At 68.8% G+C, this 18,281-nt stretch carries 14 protein-coding genes; 3 read left to right on the plus strand and 11 right to left on the minus strand.

From position 1 onward, the window contains the following. Positions 1–12 precede the first annotated feature (12 nt). The 8 genes from E8A74_RS05585 to E8A74_RS54575 all read right to left on the minus strand — a co-directional run bounded on the left by E8A74_RS05585 (position 13) and on the right by E8A74_RS54575 (position 10,796). Positions 13–321, minus strand: a complete 309-nt coding sequence (locus tag E8A74_RS05585) for a ribbon-helix-helix domain-containing protein (protein WP_136927874.1) — start codon at positions 319–321, stop codon at positions 13–15. A gap of 9 nt (positions 322–330) precedes the next feature. Further along, positions 331–1,707 carry a ParA family protein gene (locus tag E8A74_RS54570; protein ID WP_232379389.1) on the minus strand — a complete coding sequence of 459 codons (1,377 nt, stop codon included), beginning with the start codon at positions 1,705–1,707 and terminating at the stop codon, positions 331–333. A 218-nt stretch (positions 1,708–1,925) separates the two neighbouring features. Then, a complete protein-coding gene (purH, locus tag E8A74_RS05595; RefSeq protein WP_136927875.1) occupies positions 1,926–3,506 on the minus strand; it encodes a bifunctional phosphoribosylaminoimidazolecarboxamide formyltransferase/IMP cyclohydrolase in 1,581 nt (526 codons plus the stop codon). A gap of 78 nt (positions 3,507–3,584) precedes the next feature. Then, entirely contained in the window at positions 3,585–6,077 is a 2,493-nt protein-coding gene (gene lon / locus E8A74_RS05600; protein WP_136927876.1) for an endopeptidase La, read from the minus strand. A gap of 131 nt (positions 6,078–6,208) precedes the next feature. Further along, positions 6,209–7,465, minus strand: coding sequence for an ATP-dependent Clp protease ATP-binding subunit ClpX (gene clpX, locus E8A74_RS05605; RefSeq protein WP_136927877.1), 1,257 nt, complete (start codon positions 7,463–7,465; stop codon positions 6,209–6,211). Between the two features lie 439 nt (positions 7,466–7,904). Further along, a complete protein-coding gene (locus tag E8A74_RS05610) occupies positions 7,905–8,618 on the minus strand; it encodes an ATP-dependent Clp protease proteolytic subunit (RefSeq protein ID WP_136927878.1) in 714 nt (237 codons plus the stop codon). Between the two features lie 270 nt (positions 8,619–8,888). Then, positions 8,889–10,154, minus strand: a complete 1,266-nt coding sequence (gene tig / locus E8A74_RS05615; RefSeq protein ID WP_136927879.1) for a trigger factor — start codon at positions 10,152–10,154, stop codon at positions 8,889–8,891. A gap of 342 nt (positions 10,155–10,496) precedes the next feature. Further along, complete coding sequence (locus E8A74_RS54575; protein WP_232379390.1) at positions 10,497–10,796, minus strand: hypothetical protein; 300 nt, start codon at positions 10,794–10,796, stop codon at positions 10,497–10,499. A 328-nt stretch (positions 10,797–11,124) separates the two neighbouring features. On the opposite strand from E8A74_RS54575, the gene E8A74_RS05625 reads away from it, so the two are divergent. Genes E8A74_RS05625 through E8A74_RS05635 form a run of 3 tightly spaced genes read left to right on the plus strand, consistent with a single transcriptional unit; the run spans position 11,125 to position 13,410 of the window. Then, positions 11,125–11,922 (plus strand): ParA family protein, encoded by a 798-nt coding sequence (locus E8A74_RS05625; RefSeq protein ID WP_136927880.1) that lies wholly within the window; start codon positions 11,125–11,127, stop codon positions 11,920–11,922. After that, the gene (locus E8A74_RS05630; protein WP_136927881.1) at positions 11,919–12,830 is read left to right on the plus strand and encodes a ParB/RepB/Spo0J family partition protein; all 912 of its coding nucleotides are present in this window, start codon (positions 11,919–11,921) and stop codon (positions 12,828–12,830) included. The genes E8A74_RS05625 and E8A74_RS05630 overlap by 4 nt, the downstream gene beginning before the upstream one ends. A 58-nt stretch (positions 12,831–12,888) precedes the next feature. Next, entirely contained in the window at positions 12,889–13,410 is a 522-nt protein-coding gene (locus tag E8A74_RS05635; RefSeq protein WP_136927882.1) for a VTT domain-containing protein, read from the plus strand. Here the strand turns inward: E8A74_RS05635 and E8A74_RS05640 are convergent, their stop codons facing one another. From E8A74_RS05640 to E8A74_RS05650, 3 genes are read right to left on the minus strand one after another with little or no spacing between them, the layout of a single operon-like run. Further along, positions 13,411–14,424 (minus strand): tetratricopeptide repeat protein, encoded by a 1,014-nt coding sequence (locus E8A74_RS05640; RefSeq protein WP_170228882.1) that lies wholly within the window; start codon positions 14,422–14,424, stop codon positions 13,411–13,413. Beyond that, on the minus strand, positions 14,421–17,207 hold the full coding sequence (gene glnD, locus E8A74_RS05645) for a [protein-PII] uridylyltransferase (RefSeq protein WP_136927884.1): 2,787 nt from the start codon (positions 17,205–17,207) through the stop codon (positions 14,421–14,423). Before glnD ends, E8A74_RS05640 begins: the two co-directional genes overlap by 4 nt. Further along, the gene (locus E8A74_RS05650; protein ID WP_232379391.1) at positions 17,204–18,016 is read right to left on the minus strand and encodes a CheR family methyltransferase; all 813 of its coding nucleotides are present in this window, start codon (positions 18,014–18,016) and stop codon (positions 17,204–17,206) included. The genes glnD and E8A74_RS05650 overlap by 4 nt, the downstream gene beginning before the upstream one ends. Positions 18,017–18,281 lie beyond the last annotated feature (265 nt).

Here is an 18,281-nt window from a genome sequence, read left to right on the forward strand (position 1 = left end):
GCCGCGGACGGATCAGATCCCCTTCGGGACCTTCTCCAGATCAACTTGTTCGAGCGCGTGACGGATGAGCGCGCTGCGGCTCGCCTTGGTCAAGCCGCGCGCCTTCAAGGCCTCGACCATCTCGTCCAGGCGCTCGAGGTCGTCCGTGTACATCGAGATGCAGATGACCTTGTAATGCGTCGGGCGCTCCGCGGCGGGCTTCGGCGCCCGCGCGCTCGGCTTCCCCGCGGGCGTGTAAAACGCCCCGGAGAGGACCCCTTCGACCTCGTCGCGATCGAGGAGCGCGTGCGCGGCCTCGGAGAATTCGCCCTCGTGCTTCATCGTCCTCTCCTAAGCGGTCGCTGCGGCGGTTCGCGCGGGCTTCGTGTCCTTCGTGTCCTTCGCGCCCTTCGCCGCGCCCTCGCGGCTCTGGATGATGCGGTCCACGACGACGCCGTAGTCCTCCGCGGCAGGCGTGCCGGCGGCGTACTCGAAGATCGTTTGCCCCTGCGCCGGCGCTTCCTTCACCTTCATCGCGGCGCGCACCGGGGGGAGGCATCGATCGCCGAAGTGCTGCTTCAACGTGGTGACGGCCTCGCGGCAGATCTTCGCGCGTGAATCGAAGAGCGTGGGGAGCACGCCCCAGATCTGCACCGGGTGGTGCAGGAGCGCGTTCACGTTCTTCACGGTCTTGATGACCTGGCGCACGCCGACGAGCGAGAGGTAGTCGCAAGCGACGGGCACGAGCACGCTGTCGGCGAAGACGAGCGCATTCTGGTTCATCAAGGACAGGCTCGGCGAGCAGTCGAGCACGACGTAGTCGTAGCCCGCGGCGGCGGCGCTCAGGCGCTCGCAGAGCACGCGGTCGCGGTTCTGCCGGCCCGCGAGGTAGAGCTCCGCGGCGGCGAGCGTCTCGTTGGAGCCCAAAAGGTCCAGGTTCGGACGAACGACGCGCGTCGCGTCCGCGACCCGGAGGCCCATCACGAGGACGTGGTAGAGCGAGCGCTCGACGTTCGCGCCGAGCGAGACGGACACGTTGCCCTGCGCGTCCGTGTCGACGAGCAGGACCTTCTTGCCGCGCGACGCGAGGCCGGCCGCGACGCTCACGGCCGTCGTCGTCTTGCCTGTGCCGCCCTTGTGGTTGAACACGGCGAGGTACCGCGGCACGGACGCGTCCGCGGCCGGCTCCTTCGGCGCCTCGGGCGCGGCGGGCGTCGCCTGCGAGGCCTGCGCCCCCGGGGCCGTCCGCTTGTTCGCGACCTGCGGCACCACGGGCACGGCCACGGCCGGCGAGGTCGACGAGGAAGCACGCTTCGGAGACGTCGTGGCGCTCGACGGGCCCGACGCGCGCGTCGCCACGGCCCGCGGCACCGCCTGCGGAGGCGGCGAGGGCGCGACGGCCTGCGGCGTGACCTCGGCGGCGATCTCGCCGAGCCGCACGCCGCTCGCTTCGCGCTGGAGCTGGGTCCGGCAGGGCATCGAGCACGCGTAGGTGCGACGGCCCCCGAGGTACATCACCTGCGACGCGAGCTCGGGCTGGAACCGCTTCGCGCAGGCATCACACGTCGCGAGCTTGTCCCCCTGCCCTTCGCCGCCGAGCTGGCTCTTCTCCAGGCACTTCTGGGAGCAGTAGAACGAGAACCCGCCGCCCCGCTCCTCCATCTGGTAGCGGAACTGGACGTCGAAATCCGACCCGCAAACGCTGCACGACTCCCTGATCCCGGCCACCGCCACGCTCCTTGACGCTCGCCGCGGCGCCCCGCCGCGACGCTGTAAGCCACCAACAGCACAACTAGATCGGGGGGCCAAATTTTTGTGTGCGTTTTTTTTGCCGGGATCCGCGAGGCTGGATCCATCGGCGGTGCCCAAGGACACCACGAGAGGCCTAGGCCAGCGCGTTTGGCGAGGCGGGGGCGGCGCGGCGGCCAGGGCGGGAGACGGCGCGATCAGTGCCGGAAATGCCGGACGCCCGTGAAGATCATCGCAGCGCCGGCCTTGTCGGCGGCCGCGATCACGTCGGCGTCCTTCACGCTCCCGCCCGGCTGCACGAAGGCGGTGACGCCCGCTTCGAGGGCAAGCTCGACGCCGTCCGGGAACGGGAAAAACGCGTCGGAGGCGAGCACGGCGCCGCGGGCCTCGGCCTCGGCCTTGCGGCACGCGATGCGCACGCTCTCGACGCGCGACATCTGCCCCGCGCCCACGCCCACCGTGCGGCCGTCCTTGGCGAGGACGATGGCGTTCGACTTCACGTGCTTGCAGACCTTCCACGCGAGGTCGAGCGCCGCGAGCTCCTCCGGCGTCGGCGCGCGCCTCGTGACGACCCGCGCCTTCTCGACCTCGCCGCGCGCCGTCGCGTCGCGCCCCTGCACGACGAGGCCGCCGCCCACGCGCTTCCAGGTGAGCTCGTCGAGCTCGGCCGGCAGGAGCACGCGCGTGGCGAGCAAGCGCAGGTTCTTCTTCGCGCGGAGGACCGGGAGCGCGTCGTCCGCGAACGAAGGCGCCACGACGCACTCGAGGAACGTCTCGGCGAGCGCCTCGGCCGTCGCCCGATCGACGGGCCGATTCAGCGCGACGATCCCGCCGAAGGCGCTGAGGGCATCGGCGTCTCGCGCGAGCCGATACGCGCGCTCGATGGAATCGGCCACGGCCACGCCCGAGGGGTTCGCGTGTTTCACCACGACGGCCGCGGGCCGCTCGTGCTCACGTACGGCTTCGAGCGCGGCGTCGACGTCGACGAGGTTGTTGAACGAGAGCTCCTTGCCGCCGGCGCCGAGCGCGTCGGCGAGCGAGAGCGAGCCTTCGGGCGCCACGCGCTCGCGATAAAACGCGCCCGATTGATGCGGGTTTTCGCCGTACCGGAGGCCGTACGCGCGTTCGAACGTGAGCGTCAGGTACCGCGGATACGCCTCGCGCTTCGGCTGCGCCTTCTCCTCGGCCGGATCCGGATCCCCGAGCGACGACAGATACGCCGACACCGCGCCGTCGTACGCGGCCGTGTGCGCGAACGCCTTGGCCGCGAGCTTGCGGCGCGTCGCGGCCGACACCTCGCCGCTGCTCGCCTCGATCTCGGCGAGCACGGCCTCGTAATCGGCCGGATCACACACGACGGCGACGCGCCCGTGGTTCTTCGCGGCGCTGCGCACCATCGCGGGCCCGCCGATGTCGATCTGCTCGATGACCTCCGCGAGGAGCACGCCCGGCTTCGCGACGGTCTGCGTGAAGGGGTAGAGGTTCACGGCGACGAGGTCGATCGGGGCGCCGCCGAGGCGCTCGAGATCGGCTTGATCGATGTCGCCGCGCATGAGGATGCCGCCGTGCACGCGCGGATGGAGCGTCTTCACGCGCCCGCCCATCACCTCGGGCGAGCCCGTGAAGGACTCCACGCTGGTGACGGCGAGCCCCGCGTCTGCGAGCGCTTTGAGCGTGCCGCCGGTCGAGAGGATCTCCACGCCCCGCGCCGCGAGCGCGCGCGCGAACGGAAGGAGTCCCGCCTTGTCGTAGACCGAGATGAGGGCTCGTCGGATCATGGCGGCGAGCGACTAGCGCGCCGCGGCGATCCTTGCCAGCAGGGAGACGAGAGGAAACGAGGAGGGAGAGCGCTGGGCTTACGCGCCCGGCTGTTCGGCGGGCGAATCGGCAGGGAGGGACGGCAGGGACGGAGCCGCCGACCCGTTCGGCGTGACGAGCTCGCCGTCGCGGTACTCCAGGCGGGCGTGCGGCGGGCCGAACGTCGCCTCGGGGTCCTTCACGATGAGCGCCTCGCGCAAGACGTCGTCGACGTGCTCGACGAGCACGAGCCGGAGCGCGCGAAGCACGCGGCGCGGGACGTCGCGCAGATCCTTGCGGTTCTCCTTGGGCAGGACGACCGTCGAGATGCCGCTGCGGTGCGCCGCGAGCAGCTTCTCCTTGAGGCCGCCAATCGCGAGCACGCGGCCTCGCAGCGTGACCTCGCCCGTCATCGCGAGGTCCTGGCGAACGGGGACCTTCATGAGCGCGCTGCACACGGCCGTCACCATCGTCACGCCCGCGCTCGGCCCGTCCTTGCGCACGAAGTCGGGGAAGTGCACGTGCACATCCGCCTTCTGGTACGCGTCGCTCGACAGCCCGAGGCGTTCGAGGTGCGAGCGCACGTAGCTCATCGCGGCCTGCGCGCTCTCCTCCATGCCCTTCTCGATCAGGCCCGTCACCACGAGCTTGCCCTTGCCGGGCAGGACCACGGCCTCGGCGGGCAGGAGATCGCCGCCGACGCTGGTCACCGCGAGGCCGTTCACGAGGCCGACCTCGTCCTTCTCGGCGCGCCTGCCGAGCCGGAACTTCGGCACGCCGAGGAACTTCGGGATGCTCTTCGCGCTGATCTCGATGGGCTTTTCCTTCCCCTCGTTCACCACCTTGCGCGCGACCTTGCGGCAAACGCTGGCGATCTCGCGCTCGAGGGAGCGAACGCCGCTCTCCTTCGTGTAGTGGTGGATGATCGTCCGGACCGCGCCCTCGCTGAAGTCCATGCTCAGGTCCTCGAGGCCGCACTCCTTGCGCTGCCGCGGGATGAGGTACTTCAGCGAGATGTTGAGCTTCTCGAACTCGGTGTAGCCGGAGAGCTGGATGATCTCCATGCGGTCCTGCAGCGGCACCGGGATGCCGCCGAGGGTGTTCGCCGTCGTGATGAACATCACGTCGGAGAGGTCGTAATCGAGGTCGAGGTAGTGATCGTTGAACGCGTGGTTCTGCTCGGGATCGAGGACCTCGAGCAGCGCCGCCGCGGGGTCGCCGCGGAAGTCGGTCGACATCTTGTCGACCTCGTCGAGCAGGAAGACGGGGTTGTTCGTCCCCGCCTTCTTGAGGCTCTGGATGAGCTTGCCCGGCAGCGCGCCGATGTACGTGCGGCGGTGGCCGCGAATCTCGGCCTCGTCGCGAACGCCGCCGAGCGAGAGGCGGACGAACCTGCGCCCCGTGGCGCGCGCGATGCTCTTCGCGAGGCTCGTCTTGCCGACGCCGGGAGGCCCGACGAAGCAGAGCACCGGGCCCTTGAGCTTCTTCGTGAGCGCCTGGACCGCGAGGTACTCGAGGATGCGCTCCTTGATCTTGCGCAGGCCGTAATGGTCCTCGTCGAGGATCTTCTCGGCCTCGACGAGGTCGAAGCGCTCCTCGCTCTTCTCGTACCAAGGCAGGTCGAGGATCCAGTCGATGTAGTTGCGCACGACGGTCGCTTCCGCGCTCGTCGGGTGCATCATCTTGAGCTTCTTCAGCTCTTTCTTGACCTTCGCGGTGGCTTCTTTGCTCATCCGCTTGGTCTTCAAAGCTTCTTCGATCTCTTGGATCTCGTTCTTGAACTCGTCGCGCTCGCCGCCGCCCAACTCCTTCTGGATGGCCTGCATCTGCTCGTTCAGGTAGTACTCCTTCTGCGTCTTCTCCATCTGCTTCTTGACGCGGGAGCGGATCTTCTTCTCTACCTGAAGGATCTCGATCTCGGCCTGCATCAGCTCGATGAGGCGCTCGAGCCGCTGCTTCGGATCGTCCGTCTCGAGCAGGCTCTGGCGATCGGCGAGCTTGATGGTCGGCAGGTTCGCGACGATGGCGTCGGCGAGGCGCGAGGCGTCGTCGATGGCCTGCACGGCCATCAACACCTCGGGCTGGATCTTCTTGTTGAGCTTTACATAGACCTCGAAGGTGCTCTGCACGCTCCGCATGAGCGCCTCGACCTCGACGCTCGACGCGGCCTTCTCGGGGATCTCCTCGTACTCGACGAGGAAGAAGGCGTCCGACTGGACGAACTTCTTGATCTTCGCCCGGCGCTTGCCCTCGATGAGCACCTTCACCGTGCCGTCGGGCAGGCGGAGGAGCTGCATGATCACGCCGACGGAGCCGACGGCGAAGATGTCCTCGGCCGTCGGATCGTTCGTCTTGGCGTTGCGTTGCGCCGCGAGGAAGATCTCCTTGCCCCGGTTCATCGCCTCGTCGAGCGCGGCGATCGAACGCTCGCGGCCGACGAAGAGCTGGGAGACCATATAAGGAAAGACGATGATGTCCCTGAGCGGCAGGAGGGGTGCGACCCCGCGCTCCGGGGCGGACTTGCCGCGATCGCTGTCGTTCTTGAAGAACATCCGACGTCTTTCTCGCCCCGGCGCGCGGGCCGGGGCAAACGGGCCTACGGGTGATCGCTCGCTCGTGACGATGAGCGAGGCGACGCGAGGAAGAGGATTGGAGTTGGGGGGAGGACGCGCCTCCCCCGGCGCTAAGCGAGCTCCGCTTCTTTCTGGTAAACGATCAGCGGGGCTTCGTGCTTGAGGATGACGTCCTCGCTGACGACGACCTCTTTCACGCCCGCGCGCGAGGGGACGTCGTACATGATGTCGAGCATCGCCGCCTCGAGGATGGCCCGCAGGCCACGCGCGCCGCTGTTGCGGTCGAGCGCCTGCCGCGCGACGGCGGTGAGCGCGCCCTTCGTGAACTTGAGCTTCACGCCGTCCATCTCGAGCAGCTTCTGGTACTGCTTCACGAGGCTGTTCTTCGGCTTCGTGAGGATGTCGATCAGCGCATCCTCGTTCAGCTCGTGCAGCGTCGCGATGATGGGCAAACGGCCGATGAACTCCGGGATCAGGCCGAACTTGAGGAGATCCTCGGGCTGGACCTGCGAGAGCAGGTCGCCCAGCTTGAACTCCTTCTTCGACCTGATCTCGGCGCCGAACCCGAGCGTGTTCTGCCCGACGCGGCGCTGGATGATCTGATCAAGCCCGACGAACGCACCGCCGCAGATGAACAGGATGTTTGTCGTGTCCACCTGCAGGAAATCCTGCTGCGGGTGCTTGCGGCCGCCCTTCGGAGGCACGTTCGCGATCGTGCCCTCGATGATCTTCAGGAGCGCCTGCTGCACGCCCTCGCCCGAGACGTCACGCGTGATGCTCGGGTTGTCGCTCTTGCGGCTGATCTTGTCGATCTCGTCGATGTAGACGATGCCGCGCTGCGCGCGCTCGACATCGTGATCGGCGTTCTGCAAGAGCTGGACGATGATGTTCTCGACGTCCTCACCGACGTAGCCCGCCTCGGTCAGCGTCGTGGCGTCGGCGATCGCGAAGGGCACGTTGATGATCTTCGCGAGCGTCTGCGCGAGCAGCGTTTTGCCGGAGCCGGTCGGACCGAGCAAAAGGATGTTCGACTTCTGCAGCTCGACGTCGTCCGCGTGCACCCGGCTGTCGATGCGCTTGTAGTGATTGTGCACCGCGACCGAGAGGACCTTCTTCGCTCGGTGCTGCCCGACCACGTACTCGTCGAGGATGGCCTTGATATCGGCCGGCTTGGGGATCGGGGCGGAGCCGGCGTACGGCTCGTCCTTCTCGACCTCCTCGGCGATGATGTCGTTGCAGAGCCCGATGCACTCGTCGCAAATGTACACCGTCGGCCCAGCGATGAGCTTCTTCACTTCCTTCTGCGATTTGCCGCAAAAGGAGCAGCTCAGATTGCCGTTCGAGTGATCGTCCCGCCTTCGCTCCACTTCGCCTCTCGCCTCTCTCGCCTCGCCGCGGCCCTCGCGCCGAAACGGCTGAGGGCCCTTTTCATTCGAGCGTTCCCGGTGTCCGCAGAGGCGATCACCGAGGCGCTCGACGACGAAAACGATGCTGAAAATCCGCGTTTTTCCAGCGTATCGCCGTGAGCGGATTCTAGTCCCCTACCCTGTGACCCGCAAGTTAACGCTCGTGCTTCGCGCGCTCGGTCGCCGCCCGTCCCTACGGCTCCAGGCGGCGCGAGGCGTGCATTTCATGCACCTCGGGGCGCATTCATCTGACCGCAAGTCCCACCCACGACACGGCAAGACGCGTACGGACGGATTGGTTTCGTCCAAGGCGCGTCCCCTTTCACGCGGCTCCTCATAGCCCGGGCCGCGTGCTCCCCGCCCCCGCCTGCCCTCCGCGGGCGGGCGTCGCGATCCTGCTTCACAAAGCCTGGGGCGTGCCCTTGATGCGCTTCGGCAAGACCTCGTCGATCAGGCCGTACTCCTTGGCCTGCGGCGCGCTCAGATAGAAGTCGCGCTCGATGTCCTTGGCGAGCTCCTCGCGATTCTTGCTCGTCGCGTCGGCGAGGATGTCGATCAAGGTCTCTTTCATCTTCTTGATCTCACGCGCCTGAATCTCGATGTCCGTCGCCTGGCCGCGCGCGCCGCCGAGGGGCTGATGGATCATCATGCGCGCGTGCGGCAGCGCGTACCTGCGGCCCTTGTGGCCCGCCGCGAGCAGCACCGCGCCCATCGACGCAGCCTGGCCAATGCACATCGTCGAGACCGGGCAACGGACGTACTGCATCGTGTCGTACATCGCGAGGCCGCTCGTCACGATGCCGCCAGGGCTGTTGATGTAGACCTGGATGTCCTTGTCCGGATCCTCGCTCTCGAGGAAGAGGAACTGCGCGATGACGGCGTTCGCCACGAAGTCGTCGATCTCGGTCCCGATGAAGACGATCCGGTCCTTCAGCAGACGGCTGAAGATGTTCCACTCGCGCTCGCCGCGATGGGTCACCTCGGTGACCGTCGGCAGGACGTAGCCCTGCTCCCGGAGCGTGGTGAGGCCCGACGCCCGGTCGCGTTCCACCGCATCGTGGTCCCGCTCGAGAAACTCCATCGCCTGCTTACGTGTCTCGACTCGTCGGATCATCCAGGGCTCCGCTGTGGTTCGGCAAAAGGGTGCCGGGAGGCCCTAGTCGTGAGCCAGAAGCCTGCCGTTCGCAAGCCCGAACCGTGGGGTCGGTGTGAAGAAATGCGACGGCCGAGCGTGAGCCGTTTTCGCGCTTCCGCGCGGGAATTTCGTTCGCGCTGGGAGAAGGAAGGAAGCCTGGAGAGGCGTCGAACGACGTGAAGACGAAAACGGGCGTGCTGGGAACACCAGCACGCCCGTTCGTGAAACCGCAGATCGAGTGCGAAGCTCTCAGGCTTCCGTGATCTTCGAGGCGGCCTCGATGAGATCGAGGATCTTGTCCTCCAGGATCATGCCGATCAGCATCTCCTGCTTCTTCGGATCGCGGTACTCGGCCTTGACCTTGGCGACGTTCTTGCCGGTCTGCTCGGCGAGCTCCTCGTAGCCCTTGTCGATGTCCTGCGGCGTGACCTGGACCGTCTTCGCCTTCGCGATCTCGGCCATGAGCAAGCCCGCGCGGACCTTCGTCTCGGCGTCGGCGTGCACGCGCGCGCGAAGCTCGGGCGTCATCTCGAGGCGCTGGCCCTGGCGGCGCGCCGCCGTGACGAGCTCGCGCTCCGTGAGCTGCGCCTGCTGCTCGACGAGCGAGGGCGGCACCGGGATCGGGTTCGCCTTGCAGAGCTCGAAGACGAGCTTCTCCGCGACGGAGTCGGTCGCCTTCTGCTTGAGCTCCTTCTCGATCTTCGCCGAGAGCGCCGTGCGCATGGCCTCGAGGTTCTCGTGGCCCACGTCCTTCGCAAACTCGTCGTCGACCTCGGGGAAGTTCCGCTCGCGGACCTCCTTCAGCAAGACGTGGAACGTGCCCGTCTTGCCGCGGAGCGACTCGTTCGTGTGACGCTCCGAGAAGCTCACCGTCGCGTCCTTGGACTCGCCGACGTTCATGCCGGTGAGCACGTCCTCGATCTCCTTGAAGACCTGACCGCTGCCGATCTCGGTCTCGATCTCCTGCTCTTTCCCCTCACGGACCTTGCCGTCGACGTCGAGGGTGAAGGCGATGCGCACGAGGTCGCCAGCCTTCGCAGGACGCTCGGGCTCGGGCGCGGAGAGCGTCGCGTGCTCGCGGCGGAGGCGCGCGACCTCGGCGTCGATCGCGTCGGCCGTGACCTCGGTCTTCGGCCGGCTGACCTCGAAGCCCTCCCACTTCACCTCGGCGATGTCGGGGCGGACCTCGAAGCGCGCCTTGTAGGAGAACGACTCCTCCGGGCGAAGCTCGACGGGGGCAATGTCAGGCTGCGAGAGCGGCTGCACCTGCTGCGACGCGAGGGCACGGTTCAGCGTGGTGTCGACCAGCCGGCGGGCGACGTCCGCGTGGATGCTGCCCGCGTAAAGATGGGCGAGCACATGGCGCGGCGCCTTGCCTTGGCGGAAGCCCCTCACGCGGGCGGAGCGCTGGAGGTTGGCGTAGGCCTTGTCCACCTCGGTGCGAACCTGCTCGGCAGGAATCTCAACCTTGAGCTCGACGAGGACCGGGGAGAGCTTTTCGACGGTGACTTGCATGGGCGTTCGTTGGAAGGAACGGCGCCATGCCATGCACGGCGGGAGGGGTCAAGCGAGGGCGGGTTTGAAGACAAAAAAAGAGCCCCGACGGAGAGGCGCCGTCGGGGCTCTGGTGGACGTTCGGGACTTCGGATCACCTTCGGTGTCCTGCGCCCCGAACCCCCGCGGGTCCAAGCAACCCAGGAGGTCTGGCGAGACGTAGGGCTCGGCCCCCCGATGCGTCCGATGCCGGAGGGCATCGGGTGGACGCTCGGGGCTTCGGATCACCTTGGGTGTCCTCATGCCCCGCGCTCCCTCGGGCGCATCGGGGGACGGAGGCCCGCCCGCGGCGGGCCCCCTGCCTCAGAAGTCGCGCATCGAAGCGAAGGGATCGTCGTCCTGGTCGAGTTCGATCTCCTCCTCGAAGGAGGTGTCCTCGACGATGTCCTCGAGGCTCAGGTTGACGCGGGTACCCGCGCGGATGATCTCACGCTCGAACTCGGCGAAGTTCTGGAAGCTCTTCGGCAGCGGCATGGCTCTCTCCTCGGCAGCGCGCAGGTTCGGCAGCCCGCGCGCGAAATCAGCGCTCAGGTCGATCGGCGGTCGTGGTTCGGGAAAAGCGGCAGGACGCGGGCAGACGCGGGCAGGCTCGGCGCGGCCCAAAAGGCACGCGCGAGCACGCGGTCGCACGCGGTCGACTCGTGGTGGGTGGCGAGAGCGCTCGCGAGCCGAAGCCCGTGCGCCCCAGCGCCCCTTCGGCCCCCGGAACGGCGCGACGTCGTGGACGTCGATGACGTTGTCCTACATGCACCCACAGCGAGCGACATGTGCGCCACTGTAGATACTGGTGAGTCAAGGGCCAAAAAAACGTGATCGACGTGCCCTCGACGGGGGGGCGAGGGTCGTGTAATCAGCCGCTATCCACGGGATCGTCCCCCGGGACGGACGACCCTCCACCGCGCCTTCAGGCGCGGCGTTCCCGGCACATTTCATGGCCCCTTCGCCCCTCATCTATGCCGTCGCCAACCAGAAGGGCGGCGTCGGCAAAACGACGACCTCGGTGAACCTGGCCGCGAGCCTCGCCGCAGCCGAGAAGCGGACGCTGCTCGTGGACTGCGATCCGCAGGGCAACGCTTCGAGCGGGGTCGGCGTGCGCCGGCCCAACATCGAGCGCTCGCTCTACGACGTGCTCATCGGCCGCTCGACGCTGCGCGAGTCGGTGATCTCGACGTCGGTGCCGCGGCTCGACGTGGTGCCGGCGACGCAGGACCTCGTGGCTGCAGAGATCGAGCTGGTCGACGCGCCCGACCGCGCGACGAAGCTCCGTGACGCGCTGCGGCCCCACGTCGCGGGCTACGAGTACGTGATCCTCGACTGCCCGCCGAGCCTGGGGCTGCTCACGCTGAACGCGCTCGTGGCCGCGGACCGGGTGCTCGTGCCGCTGCAGTGCGAGTACTACGCGCTGGAGGGGCTCACGTACCTGATGGCGACCATCGACCGCGTGAAAGCGGCCTTCAACCCGGACCTCGGCGTCGAGGGGATCGTGCTCACGATGTACGATGGGCGGACCTCGCTGACGCACCAGGTCGCTGACGAGGTGAAGGGTCACTTCAAGGTCTTCGACTCGATCATCCCGCGCAACGTGAAGCTCTCCGAGGCGCCGTCGCACGGGAAACCGGTGCTGCTCTACGACGCCTCGTCGAAAGGCGCGCAGGGCTACCTGAGCCTGGCGCGCGAGATCCTCGACGTGAACCGGCCGAAAGGCAAAGCCGCGAGGCCGAGGCCATGAGCACGGATCCGAAAAACGCGCCGCGCCGCGCCCTCGGACGCGGGCTCGACGCGCTCCTGCCCGCCGCCGCGCCCCCGTCGCCGTCCGGCGCGTCGTACGGCGACAAGAGCGTGTTCACGTGCCCGATCGAGCGCATCGGCCCGCAGCCCGGTCAGCCGCGGCAGCACTTCGACGACGAGGCGCTCGAAGAGCTCGCCGCGTCGATCCGGGAGCACGGGATCCTGGAGCCGATCGTCGTGCGCCGCGCGCAGGCGGGCGCCGACAAGTACGAGATCATCGCGGGCGAGCGGAGGTGGCGCGCGGCGCAACGCGCGGGCCTGAAGGACGTGCTCGTCGTCGTGAAGGACGTCTCGCCGAAGGAGGCGTTCGAACTCGCGCTCGTCGAGAACGTGCAGCGCGAGGACCTGAACCCGATCGAACTTGCTGAGGCCTTCGACAGGCTGCTCCGGGAGCACGGCTACACGCAGGAATCGCTCGCGGAGCGCGTGGGCAAGAACCGCACGACGGTGACGAACAGCCTGCGGCTCTTGAAGCTGCCCGCGCGCGTGCGCTCGATGGTGATCGGCGGCGACCTCACCGAGGGCCACGCGCGCGCGCTGCTCGGCGCGCCCGACGACAAGGCGATGGAAGAGATCGCCGACAAGGCGGTGCGGGGTCGGTTGCCGGTGCGGAAGGTCGAAGAACTCGTGCGCACCTCGCGCGGCCCGAAGGAGGGCGGCGGAGGCAAAGGCACGAAGGCCGACGCGCCCGCGCCGAAGTCGCCGGGGGTGAAGGACCTGGAAGCGCGGCTCATGCGCAAGCTCGGCGCGAAGGTCGAGGTGCGCGACAAGGACGGGAGCGGCGAGATCGCGATCGCGTACGGATCGCTCGACGAACTCGAGCGCATTCTTTCCCTGCTCGGCGCCTGAACGAGACGTGTGAGGGCGGGCGCTTGCGGTGCCCGCCGGCTCGCCGCACGATGCCCAGGTGCCGAACGTCGTGCCCGCGCTCGCGATGTTCTTCGGGCTGATGGTGCTCGCTGGCTTCGTGCCACAACCGCTGACGCCCGCGACGCTCCTGGCCGCGAAGACAGCGCCGCCGTGGGCCCTTGCGCTCGTCGCGGCCGTAGCGGCGGCGAGCGCGGCGTTCGTGGATCATCGGCTCGTGCGCACGACCTTCCAGATCAAGGCGCTCGCGGAGATCCGGAAGAAGCCGCTTTTCCAGCGCGCAGAAGGCTGGGTGAAGGTCGCGCCGTTCCTGACGACGGCGGCATTCGCGGCGCTGCCGCTGCCGTTCATCATCGTGCGTGTCTTGATGCCGCTCACGGGGTACCCGGCGTGGCGATACGCCGTGGCCGTGGGGCTCGGGCGGGCGCCGCGCATCTACGTGATCGCGGTCGTGGGCAAGGAGCTCGACATCCCGACCGAGCTCCTCGTCGGGGCCCTCGCGCTCGGCGCACTCGTCTCGATCGCCGCGTACGTGCAGCAGAGGCGCGCGCCGAAGGCGTGATCAGCGCTTGTTGATCGCCTTGATCTCGCGGAGTTTGTCCTTCGCGGCCTTGCCGATCGGCGCGTCCTTTCCGAGCTCCACGGCCTTGCCCATGGAGAACTCGGCGCTCTGCGGCTTCTGGAGCGCGAGCTGTGCGAGGCCCATGTAGTAGTACCCCGCGGCGTAGTCGGGCTTCACCTTCACGGACTCCTGGTAGTCCGCGAGCGCGCCGGCCTCGTCGCCGAGCTCGTGCTTGCAGGTGCCGCGGCGGACGAACCACTCGGGGTCGGTCGCCTTGAGCTTGATCGCTCGGTCGAACGCGGCCACGCAGTCGCCGAACGCCTTGCCGTAGCCGAGCATGCGACCGACCGTGACGAGCATCGCGGGGTCGTCCTTCGTGCCTTCGAGGACCTTCTTCAGGTGCGGCACGGCCTTCTCGTGTTGCTTCGCCTCGGCGAGCATCGCGGCGTACTCGAAGCGCACCTCGACGGTGTCGCCCTTCGCGATCGCCGTGTCGTAGGCCTTCGACGCGCCCTCGACGTCGCCCTTCAGGCCGAGCGCGTAGCCGAGGTTGCGCAACATGCCGACATCACCGGGCACCTTTTCGAGCGCCGCGCGGAGGTGCTTGATGGCGTCGTCGGTGCGCGGCGGGCTCGTCGAGAGGTAGATCGCCGCGAGGTTCTGCGCGGCCGCGGCGAGCCCCGGCTTGAGCTTCAGCGCGGCGAGGTAGGACGCCTCGGCGCCGGCGAGGTCGTTCTCCTTTTCGAGCACGAGGCCCATGTACGCGTGCGCCTCGGCGTTGTCCGGCGACGCCTTGAGCGCGCGTTCGAGGTGGACTTTGCCGGCCGCGTACTGCTCCTTGTCGATGTAGGCCACGGCGCGCTGGAAGTCGGTCTGCGCGGCGCCCTCGTTGATGCCTTCGTTCCCGCCGAGCGGCGGATCGGCGACGAGATCGGGATCCTTCGGCGGCGGCGTGCTGCCGCCGCACGCCATGAGGAGGAGCGCCGTGGCGCAAGGGAGGAGGAAGGCTCTCATCGCTCTGTGCGAGGAGGAGGAGGAGAAGACCATGGCCCGCTGTTTCCTTCTTGCTCGAGCGATTCGAGCACCGACTCGATTCCTTGCCGCACCTCGGCGGCACGCTTGCCCGGCGCCACTTTACCGCCGTCCGCCTCGCTGACGTAGAACACGTCGGCCGCGCGCATGCCCTCGGTGTTGATCTTGGCGACGACGATGCTGAGGCCGAGGCGGTAAAGCGCGTCGGAGATGGCGTGCAAGAGGCCCGGGCGATCCCGGGTCATCACCTCGAGGACCGTGTGCCGCGGCGAGGCGCGATCGTCGATGGAGACCTGCGTGCGCACGCGCGGCGTCGCCCGCCGTGGCAGCGCGCTCTTGCCGCGCTTGCTCGCAAGCTCCGCCGTGGTCGTGCGGCCTTCGAGCACGGCGTCGAGGTCCCGCACGAGCACCGGCAACGCGCGCGCGACGCCCTCGACCCCCTCGGCACGATCGCGCACCCAGAAGAGGTCGACGGCCTCGACCGCGCCGCCCGGCAGATGCCGCGAGTGGATCTGCGCGGCGTGCACTTCGAGGCGCGAGGCCGCGAGCGCCGCCGTGATCGACGCGAGCAGGCCCGGTCGATCCGCGGCGACGACGCAGATCTCGGCGGCCTGCGGGTGCCGGGAAGGGACAAGCGCGACGCTGACCGTCCGGCCCTCGTGCTTGCGAGCGAGCTCCGCGTGCGAGGCGATCGCCGCGGGCGCGTTCGAGAGCAGGTACCGCTCGGGCATCGACGCGAGGTACGTCGGGACGAACGCCTGCCGCGCGGCCCGCTCCTCGTCCGAGGACGCGGGAAGCGCGAGCGCGGCGTCGAGCACGGCCGACTGCGCGCGGGCGGAGCGCTCGTCCTCGCCGGGGTTGCCGGCGAGCGCGCGATCGGCGGCGAGGTAGAGCTCGTCGAGCATGCGCGCCTTCCACGAGGTCATCGACGTCGGGCTCGTCGTGGAGAGGTCGGCGACGGTGAGCAGGTAGAGCTCGGAGAGCGAGTCCCGGTCGGGGATCACGCGCAAGAACTCCTCGATCGTCGCGGGATCGTCGAGGTCCCTGCGGGTCGCCACGTGGTACATGACGAGGTGCTGGCGCACGAGGTGGCACGCGGCCGCGACGTCCTCGGCCGGCAAGCCGAGGCGCTTCAGGATGCCGTCGGCCATGACGGCGCCGCGCTCGCTGTGATCCTTGCCGCCGATCGCCTTGCCCACGTCGTGCAGGAGCGTCGCGAAGAAGAGCATCGTCTTGCGCGTCGCCTCGGCGGCGAGGCGGCACGCGAGCGGGTGCTCGGCCGTGAGCTCTCCGCGCACGAGCGCCGCGAGCCTGTCGACGGCGGCCACCGAGTGAACGTCGACCGTGTACACGTGGTAGACGTCGTGATGCACGCGCCCAACGACGGGCAGAAACTCGGGGATCATCGCGAGCAAGAGCCCGAGGTCATGCATCTCCGCGAGCGGAGAGCCGCGCTTCAAGCGGGTCTCCTCCGTGGTCGAGACGAGCGCGCAGAAGAGGCGCGCGGCCTCGGGGCTCTCGCGCAGGCTCTCGGTCCAGGAAGGATCCGCGGCGGCGCGCGCGATGGCGTCGCGGGCCCACGGCAGGAGCGGCGCGCGGCGCTCGACGGCCGCCGCGAGCATGCGCAACGCGAGCGCGGGCTCCTTCGTAACGAGCTCGAGCTCGCTCATCGTCACGCAGCCGTCGAACATGCGCACGCCGCCGCCGAGGTCCTCCTCGCGCGGCTTCTTCTTGCCGAGCAGCGGCGCGGCGCGCGCGAGCATGGTCTCCCGCGCGCTCGAGATGATGCGCGCGCTGCGGTAGTACGCGCTCATCATCTTCTCGACGGCCTCGCCGCCCTCGCCGTAGCCGAGCAGCGACGCGATCGACTCCTGCTCGTCGAACGTGAGCCTGTCGCTGCGCCGCCCCGCGTGCGCGTGGAGCAGGTTCCGGATGCGGAAGAGCAGCTCGCGCGCAGCAGCGATCTCCGCCGACTCGCGCGGCAAGAGCGCTCCTACGCGCACGAGATCGTCGAGCTCGTGCACGCCGAAGCGCGCCTTTCCCGCCCAGCACGCGATGTCGAGATCCCGCAGGCCCCCCGCCCCGTTCTTCACATCGGGTTCGAGCAGATACACCGACCCGCCGAACCGCGCGTGCCGCTCGCGCACCTCGTCCTCGAGCTGCGCGAGGAACCGAGGCAGCTCCGTGTGCGCGAAGAGCCCGGCGTCGCACCGCGTCTTCAGCTCATCCGAGAGCGCGCGGCTCCCCGTGATGTGCCGGTAATCGAGCAAGCTCGTCGCCGTGGGCAGGTCCGTGCGAGCCGCCTCCACGAGCGCCTCGACCTTGCCGACCTGATGGCCGATCGTCACGCCCATGTCCCAGAGCGGGTAGAGCAGCGCCTCCGCCACGGACGCGGCGGCGCCGAGGTCGCGCGCGAGGAGCCGCACGTCGAGGTCGCTGCCGAGCGCGAGCGCGCCGCGCCCGTATCCACCGACGCCGCCGAGCGCGACCTCTTCGAACGCGCCCGCGACTTCCTTCGGCGCAGGCTCGCCGCCGGGCAAACGCAGGCGCCCCTCGCGCGCCTCGGTCCGCAGGATCTCGAAGAGCTGCGTGAGCAGCTCGTCACAGACGCGCGCGTGCTTGCGCCCGAGCACGAGCCCACACGCGTCGAGCGGCGCGGCGTGGTTGCCCGATGGCACGAGCGCTTCGAGCTCGGCGCGGCGCGCGGACCATTCGCGGCGAAGATCCACGAGCACGCCCGTCGGATCCTTCACCTCGGCGGTCATGGTCGTCGCTTCGGGGGGCGCAGCGCGGTGACGGTCTGCGCGAGCCGGAACGGTTCGAGGCCCATGCTGCGCAGGCGCAGGACCTCACTCGCGGCCGAGAACAGAAGGCCCCCGTCTTCGAGCTCGTTCGCGAGCCGCGTGGCGACCTGCTCGCCGGCCTGCGTCGTCAGGTAGAGCAGCACGTTCTTGAACAGGATGATGTGGAACGGCCCCTGCGGCACGCGCTTGACGAGGTCGCACTCCTCGAACTCGACCGCGTTGCGGACGAGGAGCCCGACGCGCAGGCGGCCGTTCTGTTCGTCGCAGAAGCGCTCGACCCACGCGGGCGGGATGTCGCGCGCCGCCTCGCGCCCGTACGTCGCTTCGCGCGCGACCGCGATCGCCTCGGCCGAACGATCCACGCCGAGCACGCGGAAGCGCCGACGCGCCGCCGTGAGCAACATGCCCATCGTGTACGCCTCTTCGCCCGTGCTGCAGCCGGCCGAGAGCACCGCGAGCTCCACGTCCGCGGGGAAGAGCTTTTCGAGCTGGCGCTCGATCACCTCCCACTGCGCGCCGTCGCGGTAGAAGCGCGTCTCGCCCACGCGGAGCGAGGTGACGATCTGCTCGACCGCGGTCTTGTCCTTGAGCAGCTCCCGCGCGACCGCGTTCATCGACAGGCCGCTCCTGTACGACTGATGTTCGAGGTAACGACGCACGCGATCGCGCACCCAGCCGGGTGTCGCGCCGCTCGAGCCGAAGCCGAAGAGCTCTTCGGCGAGCTTCAGCGCGACGTCGACGGCGCGATCGCCCGAGTCAGGTCCAGACACGGATGAGCCCTTCGCGCGCGCCATGACGTTCGTGTTCGCTCTCGAGAAGCTCGCACGACGCATGCACGCTCTGTCGCGCGCCGTCCTCGGGGCGCGCGCAGGGCATGTCGTCGGTCGACTGGCTTCCCGCTTCCATCGCGCCGCCAATTTATCACCAAGGCTCGGCCATCCAGGCCAAACATTCATCTTTCCGCCCCCCGCCGCCGTGAACCGGAGTCCACGCCCCCGCTCGACCGGCGAGATACACCTCGACCCCCGCGACGCG

This window comes from Polyangium fumosum, assembly GCF_005144585.1.
GTDB classification, from domain to species: Bacteria; Myxococcota_A; Polyangia; order Polyangiales; family Polyangiaceae; genus Polyangium; species Polyangium fumosum.

Bases quoted from the DNA above. Each gene is read 5' to 3' on its own strand.
- E8A74_RS05585 (WP_136927874.1), bottom strand. From the start codon at position 321: ATGAAGCACGAGGGCGAATTCTCCGAGGCCGCGCACGCGCTCCTCGAT.
- purH (WP_136927875.1), bottom strand. From the start codon at position 3,506: ATGATCCGACGAGCCCTCATCTCGGTCTACGACAAGGCGGGACTCCTT.
- glnD (WP_136927884.1), bottom strand. From the start codon at position 17,207: ATGACCGCCGAGGTGAAGGATCCGACGGGCGTGCTCGTGGATCTTCGC.
- E8A74_RS05630 (WP_136927881.1), top strand. From the start codon at position 11,919: ATGAGCACGGATCCGAAAAACGCGCCGCGCCGCGCCCTCGGACGCGGG.
- lon (WP_136927876.1), bottom strand. From the start codon at position 6,077: ATGTTCTTCAAGAACGACAGCGATCGCGGCAAGTCCGCCCCGGAGCGC.
- E8A74_RS05640 (WP_170228882.1), bottom strand. From the start codon at position 14,424: ATGAGAGCCTTCCTCCTCCCTTGCGCCACGGCGCTCCTCCTCATGGCG.
- E8A74_RS05610 (WP_136927878.1), bottom strand. From the start codon at position 8,618: ATGATCCGACGAGTCGAGACACGTAAGCAGGCGATGGAGTTTCTCGAG.
- tig (WP_136927879.1), bottom strand. From the start codon at position 10,154: ATGCAAGTCACCGTCGAAAAGCTCTCCCCGGTCCTCGTCGAGCTCAAG.
- E8A74_RS05625 (WP_136927880.1), top strand. From the start codon at position 11,125: ATGGCCCCTTCGCCCCTCATCTATGCCGTCGCCAACCAGAAGGGCGGC.